A 15,900-nucleotide genomic window follows, 5' to 3' on the forward strand; every position below is an offset into this window, starting at 1 on the left:
TAGGATCGGGGGAATACCCAGCAACCTTTAACCCCGTCCCGTGAGGCGGAGAAGGGAGCGGCGGATGAGCACGCGAACCGTGCTGCACGAGGCCGACATCGCCCGTGCGCTGACCCGCATCGCCCATGAGATCCTCGAGTCCAACCGGGGATCCGACGACCTGGTGCTCCTCGGCATCCCGACACGAGGCGTTCCCCTCGCCCGGCGCATCGCCGCGCTGGTCGGCGACTTCGGGGAGCAGAGCGTGCCCGTCGGTGCGCTGGACGTCACGATGTACCGTGACGACCTGCATCGCAATCCGACGCGCGCGCCCCAGCCCACGCAGATCCCCGAGGGCGGCATCGACGGCAAGACCGTCGTTCTCGTGGACGACGTGCTGTTCTCGGGCCGCAGCATCCGGGCCGCCCTGGATGCACTGCAGGACATCGGACGCCCCGCCGCGGTGCGCCTGGCGATCCTCGTGGACCGGGGGCACCGTGAGCTCCCGATCCGGCCCGACTTCGTGGGCAAGAACCTGCCCAGCGCGCGGGACGAGCGCGTCAACGTGCGCCTCTCCGAGGTCGACGGCGTCGAAGAGGTGACGATCGGCTCATGAGGCACCTGCTGGACACCCGCACGCTCTCCCGCACCGACGCCCTGCAGATCCTCGATGTGGCCGAGGACATGGCCGACACGCAGCGCCGCGAGATCAAGAAGCTGCCGACCCTTCGGGGCAAGACGGTGGTGAACCTGTTCTTCGAGGACTCCACCCGCACGCGCATCTCGTTCGAAGCCGCTGCGAAGCGCCTGTCGGCCGATGTCATCAACTTCTCCGCCAAGGGGTCGTCGGTGTCGAAGGGCGAGTCGCTCCAGGACACCGCCCAGACCCTGCAGGCGATGGGGGCGGATGCCGTGGTCATCCGCCACGGCGCGTCCGGCGCGCCGCAGACGCTCGCCACGAGCGGCTGGATCACCGCCGGTGTGGTCAACGCCGGCGACGGCACCCACGAGCACCCCACGCAGGCACTGCTGGACGCCTTCACGATCCGCAAGCGCTTCTACGCCGGAGACAGTCGCGGGCGGGATCTCGCAGGACTGCGCGTCGTGATCGTCGGGGACATCCTCCACTCCCGCGTTGCACGCTCCAACGTGTGGCTTCTCTCGACGCTGGGCGCACATGTGACCCTGGTGGCACCGCCCACGCTGGTGCCGCAGGATGTGTCGGCGTGGCCGGTGCAGGTGCGCTACGACCTGGACGAGGCGCTGGGCGAGGGCGTCGATGCGCTGATGATGCTGCGGATCCAGCTCGAACGCATGGGAGCGGCCTATTTCCCGACTGAACGGGAGTATTCCCGCCGGTGGGGTCTGGACGCCGGGCGCGTGGCGCGTCTGGCGCCCGATAGCATTGTCATGCACCCCGGGCCGATGAACCGGGGTCTGGAGATCTCCGCCGACGCCGCCGATTCGCCCCGCTCGACCGTGCTCGAACAGGTGACGAACGGCGTGTCCGTGCGGATGGCCGCCCTCTACCTGCTGCTGGCGGGGGAGCGCGCAGGAGCAGGAGAGGACGGACGATGAGCGAGAGCCTCCTCATCCGCGGTGCACGCATCCACGACGGGGCGGGCGTGGACCGCACCGCCGACCTCGTCATCGCCGACGGACGCATCGCCGAGGTCGGCGCCGGACTCAGCCGGGCCGGCGCGACGGTCATCGACGCCGACGGGCTGATCGCCCTGCCGGGCCTCGTCGACCTCCACACCCACCTGCGCGAACCCGGCTACGAGGCGTCCGAGACGATCCTCACCGGCTCCCGCGCCGCCGCGGCCGGCGGCTACACGGCCGTCTTCGCGATGCCCAACACCTCACCGGTGGCAGACACCGCGGGAGTGGTGGAGCAGGAGCTCGCCCTGGGCGAGGCCGCCGGATACGTCACGGTGCAGCCCATCGGCGCCGTCACGGTCGGCCAGAAGGGCGAGCGGCTGGCCGAGCTGGGCGCGATGGCCTCGTCGCGCGCTCGTGTGCGCGTGTTCAGCGACGACGGCTTCTGCGTGTGGGATCCGCTCATCATGCGCCGGGCGCTGGAGTACGTGAAGTCGTTCGACGGCGTCATCGCCCAGCATGCGCAGGACCCGCGGCTGACCGAGGGCGCCCAGATGAACGAGGGCACCGTGTCGGCCGAGCTGGGACTGGCCGGCTGGCCCGCCGTCGCGGAGGAGTCGATCATCGCCCGCGATGTGCTGCTGGCCGAGCACGTCGGCTCCCGGCTGCACGTCTGCCACCTGTCCACGGCGGGATCGGTCGACATCATCCGCTGGGCGAAGAAGCGCGGCATCGCCGTGACCGCCGAGGTCACCCCGCACCACCTGCTGCTGGACGAGGAACTCGTGCGCGGCTACGACGCCCGCTTCAAGGTCAATCCGCCGCTGCGCCGCGCGGAGGACGTGCAGGCGGTGCGCGAAGGGCTCGCCGACGGCACCATCGACATCGTCGCGACCGACCACGCCCCGCACCCCGCCGAGGCGAAGGCGTGCGAGTGGCAGGCCGCAGCCAACGGCATGGTGGGACTCGAGAGCGCGCTGCGCGTGGTGCAGCAGGCCATGGTCGACACCGGTCTGCTCGGCTGGGACGACGTCGCGCGCGTCATGTCCACGACGCCCGCCCGCATCGGACGGCTCGCCGGCCACGGCACCGCACTTGCCGCCGGCGAGACCGCCTCGCTGACGCTGTACGACCCGGCCCCGGCGCGCGTGTTCGAGCGCAGTGACCTGCACGGCCGCAGCGTCAACTCGCCCTATCTCGGGCGCGAACTGCCCGGCGAGGTGCGCTGGACGCTGCACCGCGGCATCCCGACCGTCGCCGACGGCGTGCTGCGCGAGAACCTGGAGGTTTCGGCATGACCCGCGAAGGGGCACTGCTCATCACCGTCGGCGTGGCCCTGGTGCTGCTCGCCCTCCTCGCCTGGGGCTGGCGACGACGAACGCGACGGGATGCCGGACTCGAGCCGCCCGTCGGAGAGATCCCCGCCGGCGCCACGGTCATCGGCGTGTTCCCGGCGCTCTACGTCGCGACCACCCGCCACAATGAGCCGCTGGAGCGTCTGGCCATCCGCGGCCTGGGCTTCCGCTCGCGCGCCGATGTCACCGTCACCGACGCCGGCGTGGCGCTGGACCTCGTCGGAGCGGCACGACTGTTCATCCCGCGTGGCCGCATCGTGGCCGCATCGCAGGCGACCGTGGCCATCGACCGCGTCGTCGAGCGCGACGGCCTGGCGCGGCTGGACTGGCGCATCCCGACCGACGGCGGCGATGTCGTCGTCGACTCCTATTTCCGACCCCAGGAGACCTCTGCGCGCACGCTCGCCGACGCGCTGCGCCAGATCTCCGATTCCGCTCCCACGACAGGAGACCCCGCGTGACATCGTTCACCCGCGACCCCGCCGTCCTCGTCCTCGAAGACGGCACGCGCCACACCGGGCAGGCCTACGGCGCCCGGGGCACGACCCTCGGCGAGGTGGTGTTCGCCACCGGCATGACCGGCTACCAGGAGACCATCACCGACCCGTCCTACGCCGGCCAGATCGTGCTGCAGACCGCGCCGCACATCGGCAACACCGGCATGAACGACGAAGACCCCGAGTCCCGCCGCATCTGGGTCGCCGGCTACATCGTGCGCGACCCCTCCCGGGTCGTGTCCAACTGGCGCGCCGACACGTCGCTGGACGACGCGCTGGTGGCCGACGGCATCGTCGGGATCAGCGGCATCGACACCCGTGCCGTGACCCGCCACATCCGCTCGGCCGGCAGCATGCGCGGCGGTGTCTTCAGCGGCGACGCCGCGGCGATCGACCCGGAGGAGCAGCTGCGCATCGTGCGGGAGGCTCCCGGCATGACCGGCCGCAACCTCTCCTCCGAGGTCTCCGTCGCCGCCGCGCAGATCACCGCCGCGACGGGCGAGCGCATCGGCGCCGTCGCCGTGCTCGACCTCGGCGTCAAGCAGGCGACCGTGGCGAACCTCGCCGCGCGCGGCTTCGACGTGCACGTGCTGCCGCAGGACGTCACGATCGAGGACATCCGCGCGATCGACCCCGTCGCCGTTTTCTACTCCAACGGCCCCGGCGACCCGGCGGCATCCGACCGACACGTCGAGCTGCTGCGCGCGGTCCTCGATGAGAAGCTGCCCTTCTTCGGCATCTGCTTCGGCAACCAGCTGCTGGGCCGTGCCCTCGGGTTCGGCACCTACAAGCTGCCCTTCGGCCACCGGGGCATCAACCAGCCGGTGCTCGACAAGCAGACCGGCCGCGTGGAGATCACCGCGCACAACCACGGATTCGCCGTGGACGCGCCCATCGAGGGCGTCACCGACAGCCCCGCCGGCTATGGCCGCGTGGAGGTCAGCCACGTGGGACTCAACGACAACGTGGTGGAGGGCCTGCGGGCCCTGGACATCCCCGCCTTCTCGGTGCAGTACCACCCGGAGGCCGCCGCCGGACCCCACGACGCCAACTACCTGTTCGACCGCTTCCGCGACCTCGTGCTCGCGACCCAGGAGACCACGAAGAATGCCTAAGCGCGACGACATCAACTCCGTCCTCGTCATCGGATCCGGCCCGATCGTCATCGGTCAGGCCGCCGAGTTCGACTACTCCGGCACGCAGGCCTGCCGCGTGCTGCGTGAGGAGGGCGTGCGCGTCATCCTCGTCAACCCCAACCCGGCGACGATCATGACCGACCCGGACTTCGCCGACGCCACCTACATCGAGCCCATCACCCCCGAGGTGATCGAGACGATCATCGCCAAGGAGAAGCCCGACGCGATCCTGCCCACCCTGGGCGGCCAGACGGCGCTGAACGCCGCGATGGCCCTGGACAAGGCCGGCATCCTCGACAAATACGGCGTGGAGCTCATCGGTGCCAAGGTCGAGGCGATCGAGAAGGGCGAGGACCGCCAGATCTTCAAGCAGCTGGTGATCGACGCCGGCGCCGAAGTCGCCGCCTCCCGCATCGCCCACACGATGGACGAGGTGCTCGCGGCCGCCGACGAGCTCGGCTATCCGCTGGTGGTGCGCCCGTCGTTCACGATGGGCGGCCTCGGCTCCGGATTCGCCTACGACGAGCGCGACCTCCGTCGCATCGCCGGCGCCGGTCTGCACGACTCGCCCACGAGCGAGGTGCTGCTGGAGGAGTCGATCCTGGGCTGGAAGGAGTACGAGCTCGAGCTCATGCGCGACACGGCCGACAACACCGTCGTCGTGTGCTCCATCGAGAACGTCGACCCCGTGGGCGTGCACACCGGCGACTCGATCACCGTCGCGCCGGCGCTGACGCTCACCGACCGCGAGTACCAGAAGATGCGCGACATCGGCATCGACATCATCCGCGCGGTGGGCGTGGACACCGGCGGCTGCAACATCCAGTTCGCCGTCGACCCCGCCACCGGGCGCATCATCGTCATCGAGATGAACCCGCGCGTCTCCCGCTCGTCGGCGCTGGCCTCCAAGGCCACAGGGTTCCCCATCGCCAAGATCGCCGCGAAGCTCGCCATCGGCTACCGGCTGGACGAGATCCCCAACGACATCACCAAGGTCACGCCCGCCAGCTTCGAGCCGACCCTGGACTACGTCGTGGTGAAGGTGCCGCGCTTCAACTTCGAGAAGTTCCCCGCGGCTGATGTCACCCTCACGACCACCATGAAGTCGGTCGGCGAGGCGATGGCCATCGGCCGCAACTACGCCACGGCGCTGCAGAAGGCACTGCGCTCGCTCGAGAAGCGCGGCTCCAGCTTCCACTGGGGCGACGAAGAGCGCTCCGTCGAGGAGCTGCTGGAGGTCGCGAAGACCCCCACCGACGGACGCATCGTCGTGCTGCAGCAGGCCATGCGCAAGGGCGCGACCATCGAGCAGGCGTTCGAGGCCACCAAGATCGACCCGTGGTTCCTCGACCAGATCGTCCTCATCAACGAGGTCGCCGAGTTCGTGCGCACCGCCGGTGAGCTGGACGCCGACACGCTCCGCGCCGCCAAGGAGCACGGCTTCAGCGACGCGCAGATCGCCCAGCTGCGGGGGATCACCGAGGCCGAGGCACGCGGCATCCGCCACGCGCTGTCGATCCGCCCGGTGTACAAGACCGTCGACACCTGCGCGGGGGAGTTCCCCGCACTGACTCCGTACCACTACTCCAGCTACGACGCCGAGACCGAGATCACCCCGTCGGAGCGCACCAAGGTCGTCATCATCGGCTCCGGCCCCAACCGCATCGGTCAGGGCGTGGAGTTCGACTACTCCTGTGTGCACGCCTCGTTCGCGCTGTCGGATGCCGGCTTCGAGACGATCATGGTCAACTGCAACCCTGAGACCGTCTCGACCGACTACGACACCAGCGACCGGCTCTACTTCGAGCCGCTGACGCTCGAGGACGTCCTGGAGGTGCTGCACGCCGAGGCGCAGTCGGGCACCATCCTCGGCGTGATCTGCCAGATGGGCGGACAGACGCCGTTGAGGCTCGCGAAGGGCATCGAGGCGGCGGGCTACACCATCCTCGGCACCCAGCCCGAGGCGATCGATCTCGCCGAGGAGCGCGAGCTGTTCTCGCGCCTGCTCGACGAAGCCGGTCTCGTCGCCCCCCGCAGCGGCACCGCGATCGATGTCGACGGTGCGGTCGCGGTGGCCGAGGGCATCGGCTACCCCGTGCTGGTGCGCCCGAGCTTCGTGCTCGGCGGACGCGGCATGGAGATCGTCTACGACACCGCCAGCCTGCGCGACTACTTCGTGCGCATCGCCGACCAGGCCATCATCGGCCCCGGCATGCCGCTGCTGGTCGACCGGTTCCTCGACGACGCCGTGGAGATCGACGTCGACGCGCTCTACGACGGCAGCGACCTCTACATCGGCGGCGTCATGGAGCACCTCGAAGAGGCCGGCATCCACTCGGGCGACTCCAGCTGCACGCTGCCGCCGATGTCGCTCGGACGCGGCGAGGTCGACCGGGTGCGCGAGGCGACGCGCGCGATCGCCGAGGGCGTGGGCGTGCGGGGTCTGCTGAACGTGCAGTTCGCCGTCAGCGCGGGCGTGCTCTACGTCATCGAGGCCAACCCGCGGGCCAGCCGCACCGTGCCGTTCGTGTCCAAGGCGCTCGGCATCCCCATGGCGAAGGCTGCCGCCCGCATCATGGCGGGCACCCCCATCGCCGGGCTCATCGCCGAGGGGATGCTTCCCGAGCAGGACGGGTCCCGTGTGCCGCTGGGCGCCCCCATCGCCGTCAAGGAGGCGGTGCTGCCGTTCAAGCGCTTCCGCACCAAGGACGGCCGCATGGTCGACTCGGTCCTCGGCCCGGAGATGCGCTCGACGGGCGAAGTCATGGGCATCGACCGCGACTTCCCGACGGCGTTCGCCAAGAGCCAGGCGGCGGCCTACGGCGGCATGCCGCTGCAGGGGACCGTCTTCATCTCGGTCGCCGACGAGGACAAGCGCGGCGTGATCCTGCCCGCGCACCGCCTGCAGGAGCTCGGCTACACGATCACCGCGACCGAGGGCACCGCTGAGATCCTCGCCCGCAACGGCATCGACGTGACCGTGGTGCGCAAGTACTCCGAGACCCTCGGCGGCGATGAGCGCAACATCGTCGACCTCATCAACGCGGGCGAGATCGACATGGTCGTCAACACCCCGTCGGGCGGCATCTCCCGCGCCGACGGCTACGAGATCCGCGCCGCGGCGGTCGCCGCCGACAAGGCGCTGTTCACGACGATGGCCGTGCTCGGCGCCGCCGTCAGCGCCCTGCCCGTGCTGCGGGAGGGCTTCCGCGTGCGGAGCCTGCAGGAGTACGCCGCCGATCGCGCCGCCGCACTCGCCTCCGACCGGGGAGGACGATGACCACGTTCGGCTCCCGCCTGCGGGACGCCCTCTCCGCGAGGGGGCCCCTGTGCGTCGGGATCGACCCGCACCCTCACCTGCTCGCCGACTGGGCCCTGCCCGCGTCGGCGGCAGGGGTGCGTGAGTTCGGCCTTCGGGTGGTGGATGCCGCCGCCGGCCGCGTCGGGATCGTCAAACCCCAGGTGTCGTTCTTCGAGCAGTGGGGCTCTGCAGGATTCGCCGCGCTCGAGGATGTGCTCGCCGCCGCCCGCGCTGCCGGTCTGCTCGTCATCGCCGATGCCAAGCGCGGCGACATCGGCACCACGATGGCCGCCTACGCCGAGGCCTGGCTCACCCCGGGTTCACCGCTGGAAGCCGACGCGCTGACGGTCAGCCCGTACCTGGGGGTGGGAGCTCTCGACGGCACCCTGCGCCACGCGCTCGCGCACGGCAAAGGGGCGTTCGTGCTCGCCGCGACCAGCAATCCCGAGGCGCGTGGTCTGCAGCAGGCCGACCTCGCCGGCGCCACGGTGTCCGCGCGCGTGCTGGCGGAGGTCGCCGCGTTCAACGCGCAGGCGACGGTCGCGGGCGAGCCCGCCTCGATCGGCGTCGTCATCGGCGCCACGGTCGACCTCACCGCTTCGGGCCTGACCGCGCCGTCGCCGGCCGTGCCCGTGCTCGCTCCGGGCTTCGGCGCCCAGGGCGCGCAGCCCGAGGACCTCGCGGCGCTCCTCGGGCCCCTCACCTCGCCGGTCATCGCCAGCGAGAGCCGCAGCATCCTGTCCGCAGGACCCGCATCACTGGCCGCCCGCATCTCGGAGCGCGCGGCCCTGTACCCGGAGGTGGATCATCGCTGACGCCCAGCACCCGCCCGAGGTCGACCGCGCCGCAGCCTCCCGCCGCGCCGTGGCCGCCCGCCGCGAGCGAGCCTCGCTCAAGCGCGACGTAGCGACGCGCGTGATCTCGCCGCAGGAACTGCTGCGGCGCGCCCTGGCGGCGCCGACGTCGCCGGCCGGGGCGATGCGCGTACCGGAGTTCCTCACCGCCATCCCTGCGATCGGCGAGGGCAAACGCGACCGCATCCTGGCGCAGCTGGGCATCTCGCCCGTCAAGCGCCTGGGCGGCCTCGGCACCCGCCAGCGCGTCGCCCTGCAGCGGTTCCTCGACGAGCGCTGGCCCGAGCCGGCGCCGCGCGACGGCCGCAGTCGGCTGCTCGTGCTGGCCGGCCCCACCGCCGTCGGCAAGGGCACCGTCGCGGCCTACATCAAGGAGCATCACCCCGAGATCGTGCTGTCGGTGTCAGCGACCACGCGCGCCCCGCGGCCGGGCGAGGTCGAGGGGGAGCATTACTACTTCGTCTCCGACGCCGAGTTCGACCGCATGGTCAGCGACGGCGAGCTGCTGGAGCACGCGACGGTGCACAACCGCCACCGGTACGGCACCCCGCGCGCGCCCATCGAGGCGGCCCTCGCGGCGGGCAGCACGGTGCTTCTCGAGATCGACCTGCAGGGGGCGCGCCAGGTGCGCGCCGCGGAACCGAGCGCGACGCTGGTGTTCCTGCTGCCGCCCAGCTGGGACGAGCTGGTCGACCGGCTCGTCGGCCGCGGCACCGAGGACGCGGAGGAGCGCGCCAGGCGCCTGCGCACCGCGAAGGTGGAACTCGCTGCACAGGGGGAGTTCGACTACCGCGTCGTCAACGACGAGGTGTCCCACGCCGCCGCAGAGGTCGCCGCACTCGCGCACTGATCCACCCCCCTCCGGCATCCCTGCGGCCGCGCGACGGGGTAGACTGGATGGATGCCTCGGTCCGCCGAGCGCGCAGACTTTTCCCCGACCATGACCTCAGGAGGTCCCGCATGGCCACTCGCGACCAGGGAATCATCGATCCGCCCATCGACGCACTGCTGGAGAAGGTCGACTCGAAGTACCAGCTCGTGATCTACGCATCCAAGCGGGCGCGTCAGATCAACGACTACTACTCCGACCTTCACGAGGGCAACCTCTTCGACAACGTCGGCCCGCTCGTCGACTCGACCGTCGAGGACAAGCCCCTCACGATCGCGCTGCACGAGATCCACGAGGACAAGCTGCGCCTTCGCCACGTCGACTGAGTCAGCGACCCCTGTGACGCCGTGCGGCGGCCCGCTTTCGAGCGTGTCCGCCGCACGGCGCATACTTTTGCCCACCACCACCGCCCTCGACCTGGAGCATCGATGACCGATCTGCGCCTGTTCACCTCCGAGTCCGTCACCGAGGGTCACCCAGACAAGATCTGCGACCAGATCTCCGACAGCATCCTCGACGCGATCCTCACCGAGGACCCGAACGGCCGCGTCGCGGTGGAGACGCTCGTCACCACCGGGCTCGTGCATGTCGCGGGCGAGGTCTCCACGAGCGCCTACGTCGAGATCCCCGCCATCGTGCGCGAGGTCGTCAACCGCATCGGGTACACCTCGAGCGACGCCGGCTTCGACGGCAACTCGTGCGGCGTGAGCGTGTCGATCGGCGCGCAGTCCTCCGACATCGCCGCCGGCGTCGACAAGGCGTTCGAGCGGCGCGAGGACGGCTCCGACGACCCGCACGACCTGCAGGGTGCGGGCGACCAGGGCATCATGTTCGGCTACGCCACCGACGAGACCCCGCAGTTCATGCCCATGGCCATCTGGACCGCGCATCGCATCGCCGAGAGGCTCGCCGCGGTGCGCCGTTCCGGGGCGCTGCCGTTCCTGCGGCCCGACGGCAAGACGCAGGTCACCCTCGGGTACGACGGTCACACCCCCGTGACGGTGGAGTCCGTGGTGCTGTCCACGCAGCATCAGGCCGACATCTCGCAGAAGGCACTGCGCGCGGCCGTCCGCGCCGAGGTCATCGACCCCGTGCTGGAGGAGACCGGTCTGGCCATGCCCGACGTGCGCTACTTCATCAACCCCGCCGGGCCGTTCGTCACCGGCGGACCCAAGGGCGACGCCGGGCTCACCGGCCGCAAGATCATCATCGACACCTACGGTGGCGCGTCCCGTCACGGCGGCGGCGCCTTCAGCGGCAAGGACCCGTCGAAGGTCGACCGCTCGGCCGCCTACGCCATGCGCTGGGTCGCCAAGAACGCCGTCGCCGCCGGGCTCGCCGAGCGACTGGAGGTGCAGGTGGCGTATGCCATCGGCAAGGCCAAGCCCGTGGGCCTCTACGTGGAGACGTTCGGCACCGGGCAGGTCTCGGACGAGACGATCCGCCGCGCCATCCGCGAGGTGTTCGACCTGCGCCCGAAGGCGATCATCGACCAGCTCGACCTGCTGCGCCCCATCTACGCGCAGACCGCCGCCTACGGCCACTTCGGCCGCGAGCTGCCGGACTTCACGTGGGAGCGCACCGACCGCGTCGACGAGCTGCGCGCGGCCGCCGGGCTGTCCTGACAGACCCGGGCACCGAGATGACCACCCGACGCGTGGCGCGCGTGCTCATCGATTCGCCCCTGCCGCAGCTGGACCGGCTGTTCGACTACGAGGTCCCCGACGAACTGGTGTCCGCCGTGACGCCCGGTGTCCGCGTGCGCGTGCCGCTGCGCACGGCAGGCCGTCTCGTCGACGCGTACGTGATCGAGGTCGACGAAGCGGATGCCGCAGGGCGCCCGCTGTCGCGGGTGGATTCGGTGATCTCCACCGTGGCGGTGCTGCCGCCCGGGCTGTATGCGCTCGCCCGCCGTGCGGCCGATCGTGCGGCGGGATCCGCATCGGACATCCTGCGATTGGCGATCCCCAAGCGCATGGTGCGCGCCGAGAAGACGTGGCTCGCCGCAGGCCCGGTCACCGCACCCGTCGTCGCCGACGCGGACGTCGCCTGGTCCGCCGACGTGCTGGCGACGTTCCCCGGCCTCGCCGAGGCGCTCCTCGACGGCGAGCGCCTCGCCCTCGACGCCCCGCCGCATCCGGTGACGCTCGCATCGGGGGAGACCGTCGGAGCGTGGGCTCAGCTGCTGGCCGCGGCGGCCGTCCGCACGCTGGCCGCTGGGCGCAGTGCGGTGCTGGTCGTGCCCGACCACCGCGACCAGGGCCAGCTCGAACAGGCCCTCGCCGCTCGCGTTCCCGCCGGCGCACTCGTGCGTGACGACGCGCGGCGGTCGGGCCCCGAGCGCTACGCCTCGTACCTGCGCGTGCTCACCGACCAGCCCTGCATCGTGGTGGGCAATCGCTCGACCGTGTACGCGCCGGTGCACGCGCCCGGGCTGGTGGCGATCTGGGACGACGGCGATCCGCTGCTCGCCGAGCCGCTGAGTCCCGGCGTGCATGCCCGTGACGCCGCCCTGGTGCGCCAGGAGCTCGACGGCGCCGCCCTGCTCTTCGCCGGGCACACCCGCACCACCGACGCGGAGCGCCTCGTCGCGATCGGCTGGGTGCGGGACGTGCCCGCCCGCCGGCGCACGAGTCCGCGCGTCGTGCTCTCGGCCACACGCGAAGGAGAGGCCCAGGGCGCGCGGGTGCCGTCTTCCGCCTTCGCGGCCGCGCGGGAGGGACTGGCCGCCGGTCCCGTCCTCGTGCAGGTGTCGCGCCCCGGGTATGCGCCCGTGCTCGTCTGCGCGGACTGCCGCACACCTGCCCGCTGCCCCCACTGCCCCGGCCCCCTGCGCGCGCGTCGCCCCGGCGCCGTGCCCGAGTGCGCGGTGTGCGGCCGCAACGCCCCCGCCTGGAAGTGCGCGAACTGCGAGAGCACGCGACTGCGCATGGCGTCGGCGGGGAGCGAGCGCACCGCCGACGAGCTGGGGAGGGCTTTCCCGAACACGCGTGTCATCGTCGCCGACGGCGTGCATCCCGTGACGCACGTCGACGCCAAGCCCGCCCTCGTGATCGCCACCCGGGGAGCGGAGCCGATCGCAGCGGGCGGCTACCGCGCGGTCGTCCTGCTCGACGGCGACCGCATGCTCATGGCCGACGACCTGCGCATCGGCGAATCGTGCCTGCGGTGGTGGTCCAACGCGGCCGCGCTGGCCGCCCCCGGCGCCCCCGTGCATCTCGTGAGCGTCACGGGCGCCGTCGCGCGGGCACTGGCCACGTGGACCCAGGCCGCCTACGCCCGCACCGAACTCGCCGAACGCGCACCGCTGCACATGCCCCCCGTGGTGCGCGTGGCCACCGTCGACGGCTCCACCGAGGCGGTGCGGACGTGCCTCGACACCCTGCGTGCGGACGTCCCCACCCTCACCGACGAGGCGATCCTGGGTCCGGTGAGCACCGAAGCCGGCGCGCGCGCGGTGGTGCGCTTCGACTACGGACTGGGCCGCGCCGTCGCCGAATCCCTGCGCTCGGCGGTCGTCGCCGACGCGCTGCGCGCACGACGCTCCGCGAAGGGACGCCCGGGCCCGGCCCGTGCGACCCTGAGAGTACGCGTCGACGTCCCCGACCTGGATCTGTAAGGAGCCTCATGCGTCTCGTCTTCGCGGGTACCCCCGAACCCGCCGTCCCGTCCCTCCACGCCCTCGTCGCCGCGCCCGGCCACGACGTCGTCGGCGTCGTGACGCGCACCGATGCGCCGCTCGGCCGCAAGCGCGTGCTGACGCCGTCGCCCGTCGCGCAGGCCGCGGCCGAACGCGGCATCCCCACGATCAAAACCGATCGCCTCGATGCGGCGGCGACGGATGCCATCGGCGCCCTGCAGCCCGAACTCGGCGTGATCGTCGCCTACGGCGGGCTCGTTCGCGAACCCCTGCTGTCCCTGCCGCCCCACGGCTGGATCAATCTGCACTTCTCCCTGCTGCCGCGCTGGCGGGGCGCCGCTCCCGTGCAGCACGCGCTCATCGCGGGCGATCGCACCACGGGCGCGAGCGTGTTCCAGCTCGTGGCCGAGCTCGACGCGGGCGATGTCTACGGCGAGGTCGCCTACGACGTGCCCGCCGGTGCCACGGCCGGAGAACTGCTCACGACCCTCGCCGACATGGGCGCCGGGCTGCTCGTCGACGTCGTCGACGCCATCGCCGCCGGCACCGCGCGCGCCGTCCCGCAGGTGGGGGACCCCACGTACGCCGGCAAGCTGACCCTCGCCGACGGCGCGCTCGATTGGCATCAGCCCGCGCGCCGCGTCGTGGATCGGGTGCACGGGACGACCCCCGAGCCCGGCGCTCACACGACGGTGGACGGGCAGCGGCTGAAGGTGCTCGGAGCCGAGGTCGTCGAAACCGCCGAGGTCGCCGATCTCGCTCCCGGACGCATCGGGCTCGTCGGGCGCGATGTCGTCGTGGGGACGACGGATGGGGGAGTGCGCCTGGTGCGCGTGCAGCCTGCGGGGAAGGGCGCGATGGATGCCGCCGACTGGTGGCGCGGCGCGCGGCTGACCGATGCGGTGGCCGGATCATGAGCGGCGCGACCCTCGCGCGCCGGGTGGCGTTCGAAACCCTCCGCGGCGTGCACGAATCCGACGCGTACGCGAATCTGCTGCTGCCGCGGGAGATCCGAGCGGCGGGCCTGACGCCGGCCGACGCAGGGCTGGCGACCGAGCTCACCTACGGCACCCTCCGCCGCCAGGGGACCTACGACGCGATCATCGCCGCCGCCGCCGACCGCTCGCCCGACGACATCGACCCGCCGGTGCTCGATGCGCTGCGGCTGGGCGTGCACCAGCTGCTGTCCACACGGGTGGCCTCGCACGCCGCGGTGAATGAGTCCGTCGCGCTCGCGCGTGACGCCGCCGGCCAGGGCGCGGCCGGTTTCGTCAACGCGGTGCTGCGGCGGGTGTCGCGGGAGACCCCCGGCGACTGGATGCAGCGCATCACCGCCGCCGCCCGCTCGGACGACGAGCGGCTGGGGCTGCAGTACGCGCACCCGGTCTGGGTGATCAGGGCGCTGCGACGTGCACTGGCCGCCGAGGGGCGCGCCGACGAGCTCGACGACCTGCTCGCGGCCGACAACGCCTCGCCACAGGTCACGATGGCGGCGCTGCCGGGACTGGCGGAGATCCCCGCCGACGCGCAGCGCACCCCGTATTCGCCCTTCGGCTTCCGCTCGGGCGGCGGTGCCCCCGAGGCGCTGATCTCTCGCGCCGGTGGCCGCATCCGCGTGCAGGACGAGGGCTCGCAGCTCGCGGCGCTCGCCCTGGTCGCCGCGGCTCCGGTGCGGCAGGGGGAGCGCTGGCTCGACCTGTGCGCCGGCCCCGGCGGCAAGACGGCGATCCTCGCCGCCGAGGCGCTGGAGCGCGGCGCGCACCTCGAGGCCAACGAGCCCTCCGCCGTGCGCGCCCGCCTCGTGCGGGACTCCGTCGCGGGCATCCCCGTGGAGGTGCCCGTCAGCGAGACCGACGGACGCGAGCGTGCGGCCGCGACACCCGGGGCGTACGACCGCATCCTCGTCGATGCGCCGTGCACGGGGCTCGGAGCGCTGCGTCGCCGACCCGAAGCACGGTGGCGCAAGAGCCCGGCGGACATCCCCGAGCTCACCGACCTGCAGCTGGGGCTCGCCTCGGCCGCGGTCGGGGCACTGCGCCCCGGCGGCATCCTCGCCTACGTGACGTGCTCCCCGCATCTGGCGGAGACGGCCGCGATCACCGCGGAGCTGCGCCGTGCGTTCGGCGACGAGGTGACGGAGCTCGACGCGCGCGCCATCGTGTCGTCGGCGTCCCGCACCCCGCTGGATCTGCCCCCGCAGACCGACGGCTCCGGCCGCGCGCAGCTGTGGCCGCACCGCCACGGCACCGACGCGATGTCGATCACGCTGCTGCAGCGTCGCTGACCCCGCCGCCCGCGCCGCGCCGCCCGCCGCGCGCCGCGGGCGGTCGCCGCGCGCCGCGGGCGGGAGCCGCTCGAGTGTCACATCCGCACGGTGCGGCCCCGCCCCACCCACCATTCACGACACCCGAGCAGCCCCGGCGCAGCGCCACGGCTGCGATGCGGTGTCGATCACGCTGCTGCGGCGTCGCTGACCCCGCCGCGCGCCGCGCGAGCCGCGCTGGGTGCGGGAGCCGCTCCCGGCGGCCAGGAGCCGCTCGTGTGTCGCATCCGCGCAGTGCAGCCACGCGGGCACCCGCCATTCGCGACACACGAGCAGCCCGGGGTGCGGGCGGGACCCGCTCTTGTGTCGCGTCCGCACAGCGCGGAC

Annotated in this window: 13 protein-coding genes; all 13 read left to right on the forward strand. The window is 72.2% G+C overall.

Annotated elements, in window-relative coordinates:
• Positions 1–64 precede the first annotated feature (64 nt).
• The 13 genes from pyrR to NQ165_RS02645 all read left to right on the forward strand — a co-directional run bounded on the left by pyrR (position 65) and on the right by NQ165_RS02645 (position 15,534).
• Positions 65–595, forward strand: coding sequence for a bifunctional pyr operon transcriptional regulator/uracil phosphoribosyltransferase PyrR (gene pyrR / locus NQ165_RS02585; RefSeq protein ID WP_257531001.1), 531 nt, complete (start codon positions 65–67; stop codon positions 593–595).
• A complete protein-coding gene (locus NQ165_RS02590) occupies positions 592–1,557 on the forward strand; it encodes an aspartate carbamoyltransferase catalytic subunit (RefSeq protein WP_257531003.1) in 966 nt (321 codons plus the stop codon). The genes pyrR and NQ165_RS02590 overlap by 4 nt, the downstream gene beginning before the upstream one ends.
• A complete protein-coding gene (locus NQ165_RS02595; protein ID WP_257531005.1) occupies positions 1,554–2,876 on the forward strand; it encodes a dihydroorotase in 1,323 nt (440 codons plus the stop codon). The genes NQ165_RS02590 and NQ165_RS02595 overlap by 4 nt, the downstream gene beginning before the upstream one ends.
• Entirely contained in the window at positions 2,873–3,394 is a 522-nt protein-coding gene (locus NQ165_RS02600) for a hypothetical protein (RefSeq protein ID WP_257531007.1), read from the forward strand. Before NQ165_RS02595 ends, NQ165_RS02600 begins: the two co-directional genes overlap by 4 nt.
• Positions 3,391–4,545 (forward strand): glutamine-hydrolyzing carbamoyl-phosphate synthase small subunit, encoded by a 1,155-nt coding sequence (gene carA / locus NQ165_RS02605; protein WP_257531009.1) that lies wholly within the window; start codon positions 3,391–3,393, stop codon positions 4,543–4,545. The genes NQ165_RS02600 and carA overlap by 4 nt, the downstream gene beginning before the upstream one ends.
• A complete protein-coding gene (gene carB, locus NQ165_RS02610; protein WP_257531011.1) occupies positions 4,538–7,846 on the forward strand; it encodes a carbamoyl-phosphate synthase large subunit in 3,309 nt (1,102 codons plus the stop codon). Before carA ends, carB begins: the two co-directional genes overlap by 8 nt.
• A complete protein-coding gene (pyrF, locus tag NQ165_RS02615; protein ID WP_257531013.1) occupies positions 7,843–8,682 on the forward strand; it encodes an orotidine-5'-phosphate decarboxylase in 840 nt (279 codons plus the stop codon). The genes carB and pyrF overlap by 4 nt, the downstream gene beginning before the upstream one ends.
• Positions 8,675–9,571, forward strand: a complete 897-nt coding sequence (gene gmk, locus NQ165_RS02620; RefSeq protein WP_257531729.1) for a guanylate kinase — start codon at positions 8,675–8,677, stop codon at positions 9,569–9,571. The genes pyrF and gmk overlap by 8 nt, the downstream gene beginning before the upstream one ends.
• Before the next feature lie 110 nt (positions 9,572–9,681).
• Positions 9,682–9,936: a DNA-directed RNA polymerase subunit omega gene (gene rpoZ / locus NQ165_RS02625; protein ID WP_257493587.1), complete on the forward strand. Its 255-nt coding sequence runs from the start codon at positions 9,682–9,684 to the stop codon at positions 9,934–9,936.
• 102 nt (positions 9,937–10,038) lie between these two features.
• A complete protein-coding gene (gene metK / locus NQ165_RS02630) occupies positions 10,039–11,235 on the forward strand; it encodes a methionine adenosyltransferase (RefSeq protein WP_257531015.1) in 1,197 nt (398 codons plus the stop codon).
• 17 nt (positions 11,236–11,252) lie between these two features.
• Positions 11,253–13,229 (forward strand): primosomal protein N', encoded by a 1,977-nt coding sequence (locus NQ165_RS02635; RefSeq protein WP_257531017.1) that lies wholly within the window; start codon positions 11,253–11,255, stop codon positions 13,227–13,229.
• 8 nt (positions 13,230–13,237) lie between these two features.
• Positions 13,238–14,167, forward strand: a complete 930-nt coding sequence (gene fmt / locus NQ165_RS02640; protein WP_257531019.1) for a methionyl-tRNA formyltransferase — start codon at positions 13,238–13,240, stop codon at positions 14,165–14,167.
• A complete protein-coding gene (locus NQ165_RS02645) occupies positions 14,164–15,534 on the forward strand; it encodes an RsmB/NOP family class I SAM-dependent RNA methyltransferase (RefSeq protein WP_257531021.1) in 1,371 nt (456 codons plus the stop codon). The genes fmt and NQ165_RS02645 overlap by 4 nt, the downstream gene beginning before the upstream one ends.
• The last annotated feature ends 366 nt before the right edge of the window (positions 15,535–15,900 follow it).

This window comes from Microbacterium sp. zg.Y1084 (assembly GCF_024623595.1).
GTDB classification, from domain to species: Bacteria; Actinomycetota; Actinomycetes; order Actinomycetales; family Microbacteriaceae; genus Microbacterium; species Microbacterium wangruii.

Excerpts from the sequence above, each read along its gene's own strand:
- pyrR (WP_257531001.1), top strand. The coding sequence starts at position 65 with ATGAGCACGCGAACCGTGCTGCACGAGGCCGACATCGCCCGTGCGCTG.
- NQ165_RS02590 (WP_257531003.1), top strand. The coding sequence starts at position 592 with ATGAGGCACCTGCTGGACACCCGCACGCTCTCCCGCACCGACGCCCTG.
- NQ165_RS02595 (WP_257531005.1), top strand. The coding sequence starts at position 1,554 with ATGAGCGAGAGCCTCCTCATCCGCGGTGCACGCATCCACGACGGGGCG.
- NQ165_RS02600 (WP_257531007.1), top strand. The coding sequence starts at position 2,873 with ATGACCCGCGAAGGGGCACTGCTCATCACCGTCGGCGTGGCCCTGGTG.
- carB (WP_257531011.1), top strand. The coding sequence starts at position 4,538 with ATGCCTAAGCGCGACGACATCAACTCCGTCCTCGTCATCGGATCCGGC.
- pyrF (WP_257531013.1), top strand. The coding sequence starts at position 7,843 with ATGACCACGTTCGGCTCCCGCCTGCGGGACGCCCTCTCCGCGAGGGGG.
- rpoZ (WP_257493587.1), top strand. The coding sequence starts at position 9,682 with ATGGCCACTCGCGACCAGGGAATCATCGATCCGCCCATCGACGCACTG.
- metK (WP_257531015.1), top strand. The coding sequence starts at position 10,039 with ATGACCGATCTGCGCCTGTTCACCTCCGAGTCCGTCACCGAGGGTCAC.
- NQ165_RS02635 (WP_257531017.1), top strand. The coding sequence starts at position 11,253 with ATGACCACCCGACGCGTGGCGCGCGTGCTCATCGATTCGCCCCTGCCG.
- fmt (WP_257531019.1), top strand. The coding sequence starts at position 13,238 with ATGCGTCTCGTCTTCGCGGGTACCCCCGAACCCGCCGTCCCGTCCCTC.
- NQ165_RS02645 (WP_257531021.1), top strand. The coding sequence starts at position 14,164 with ATGAGCGGCGCGACCCTCGCGCGCCGGGTGGCGTTCGAAACCCTCCGC.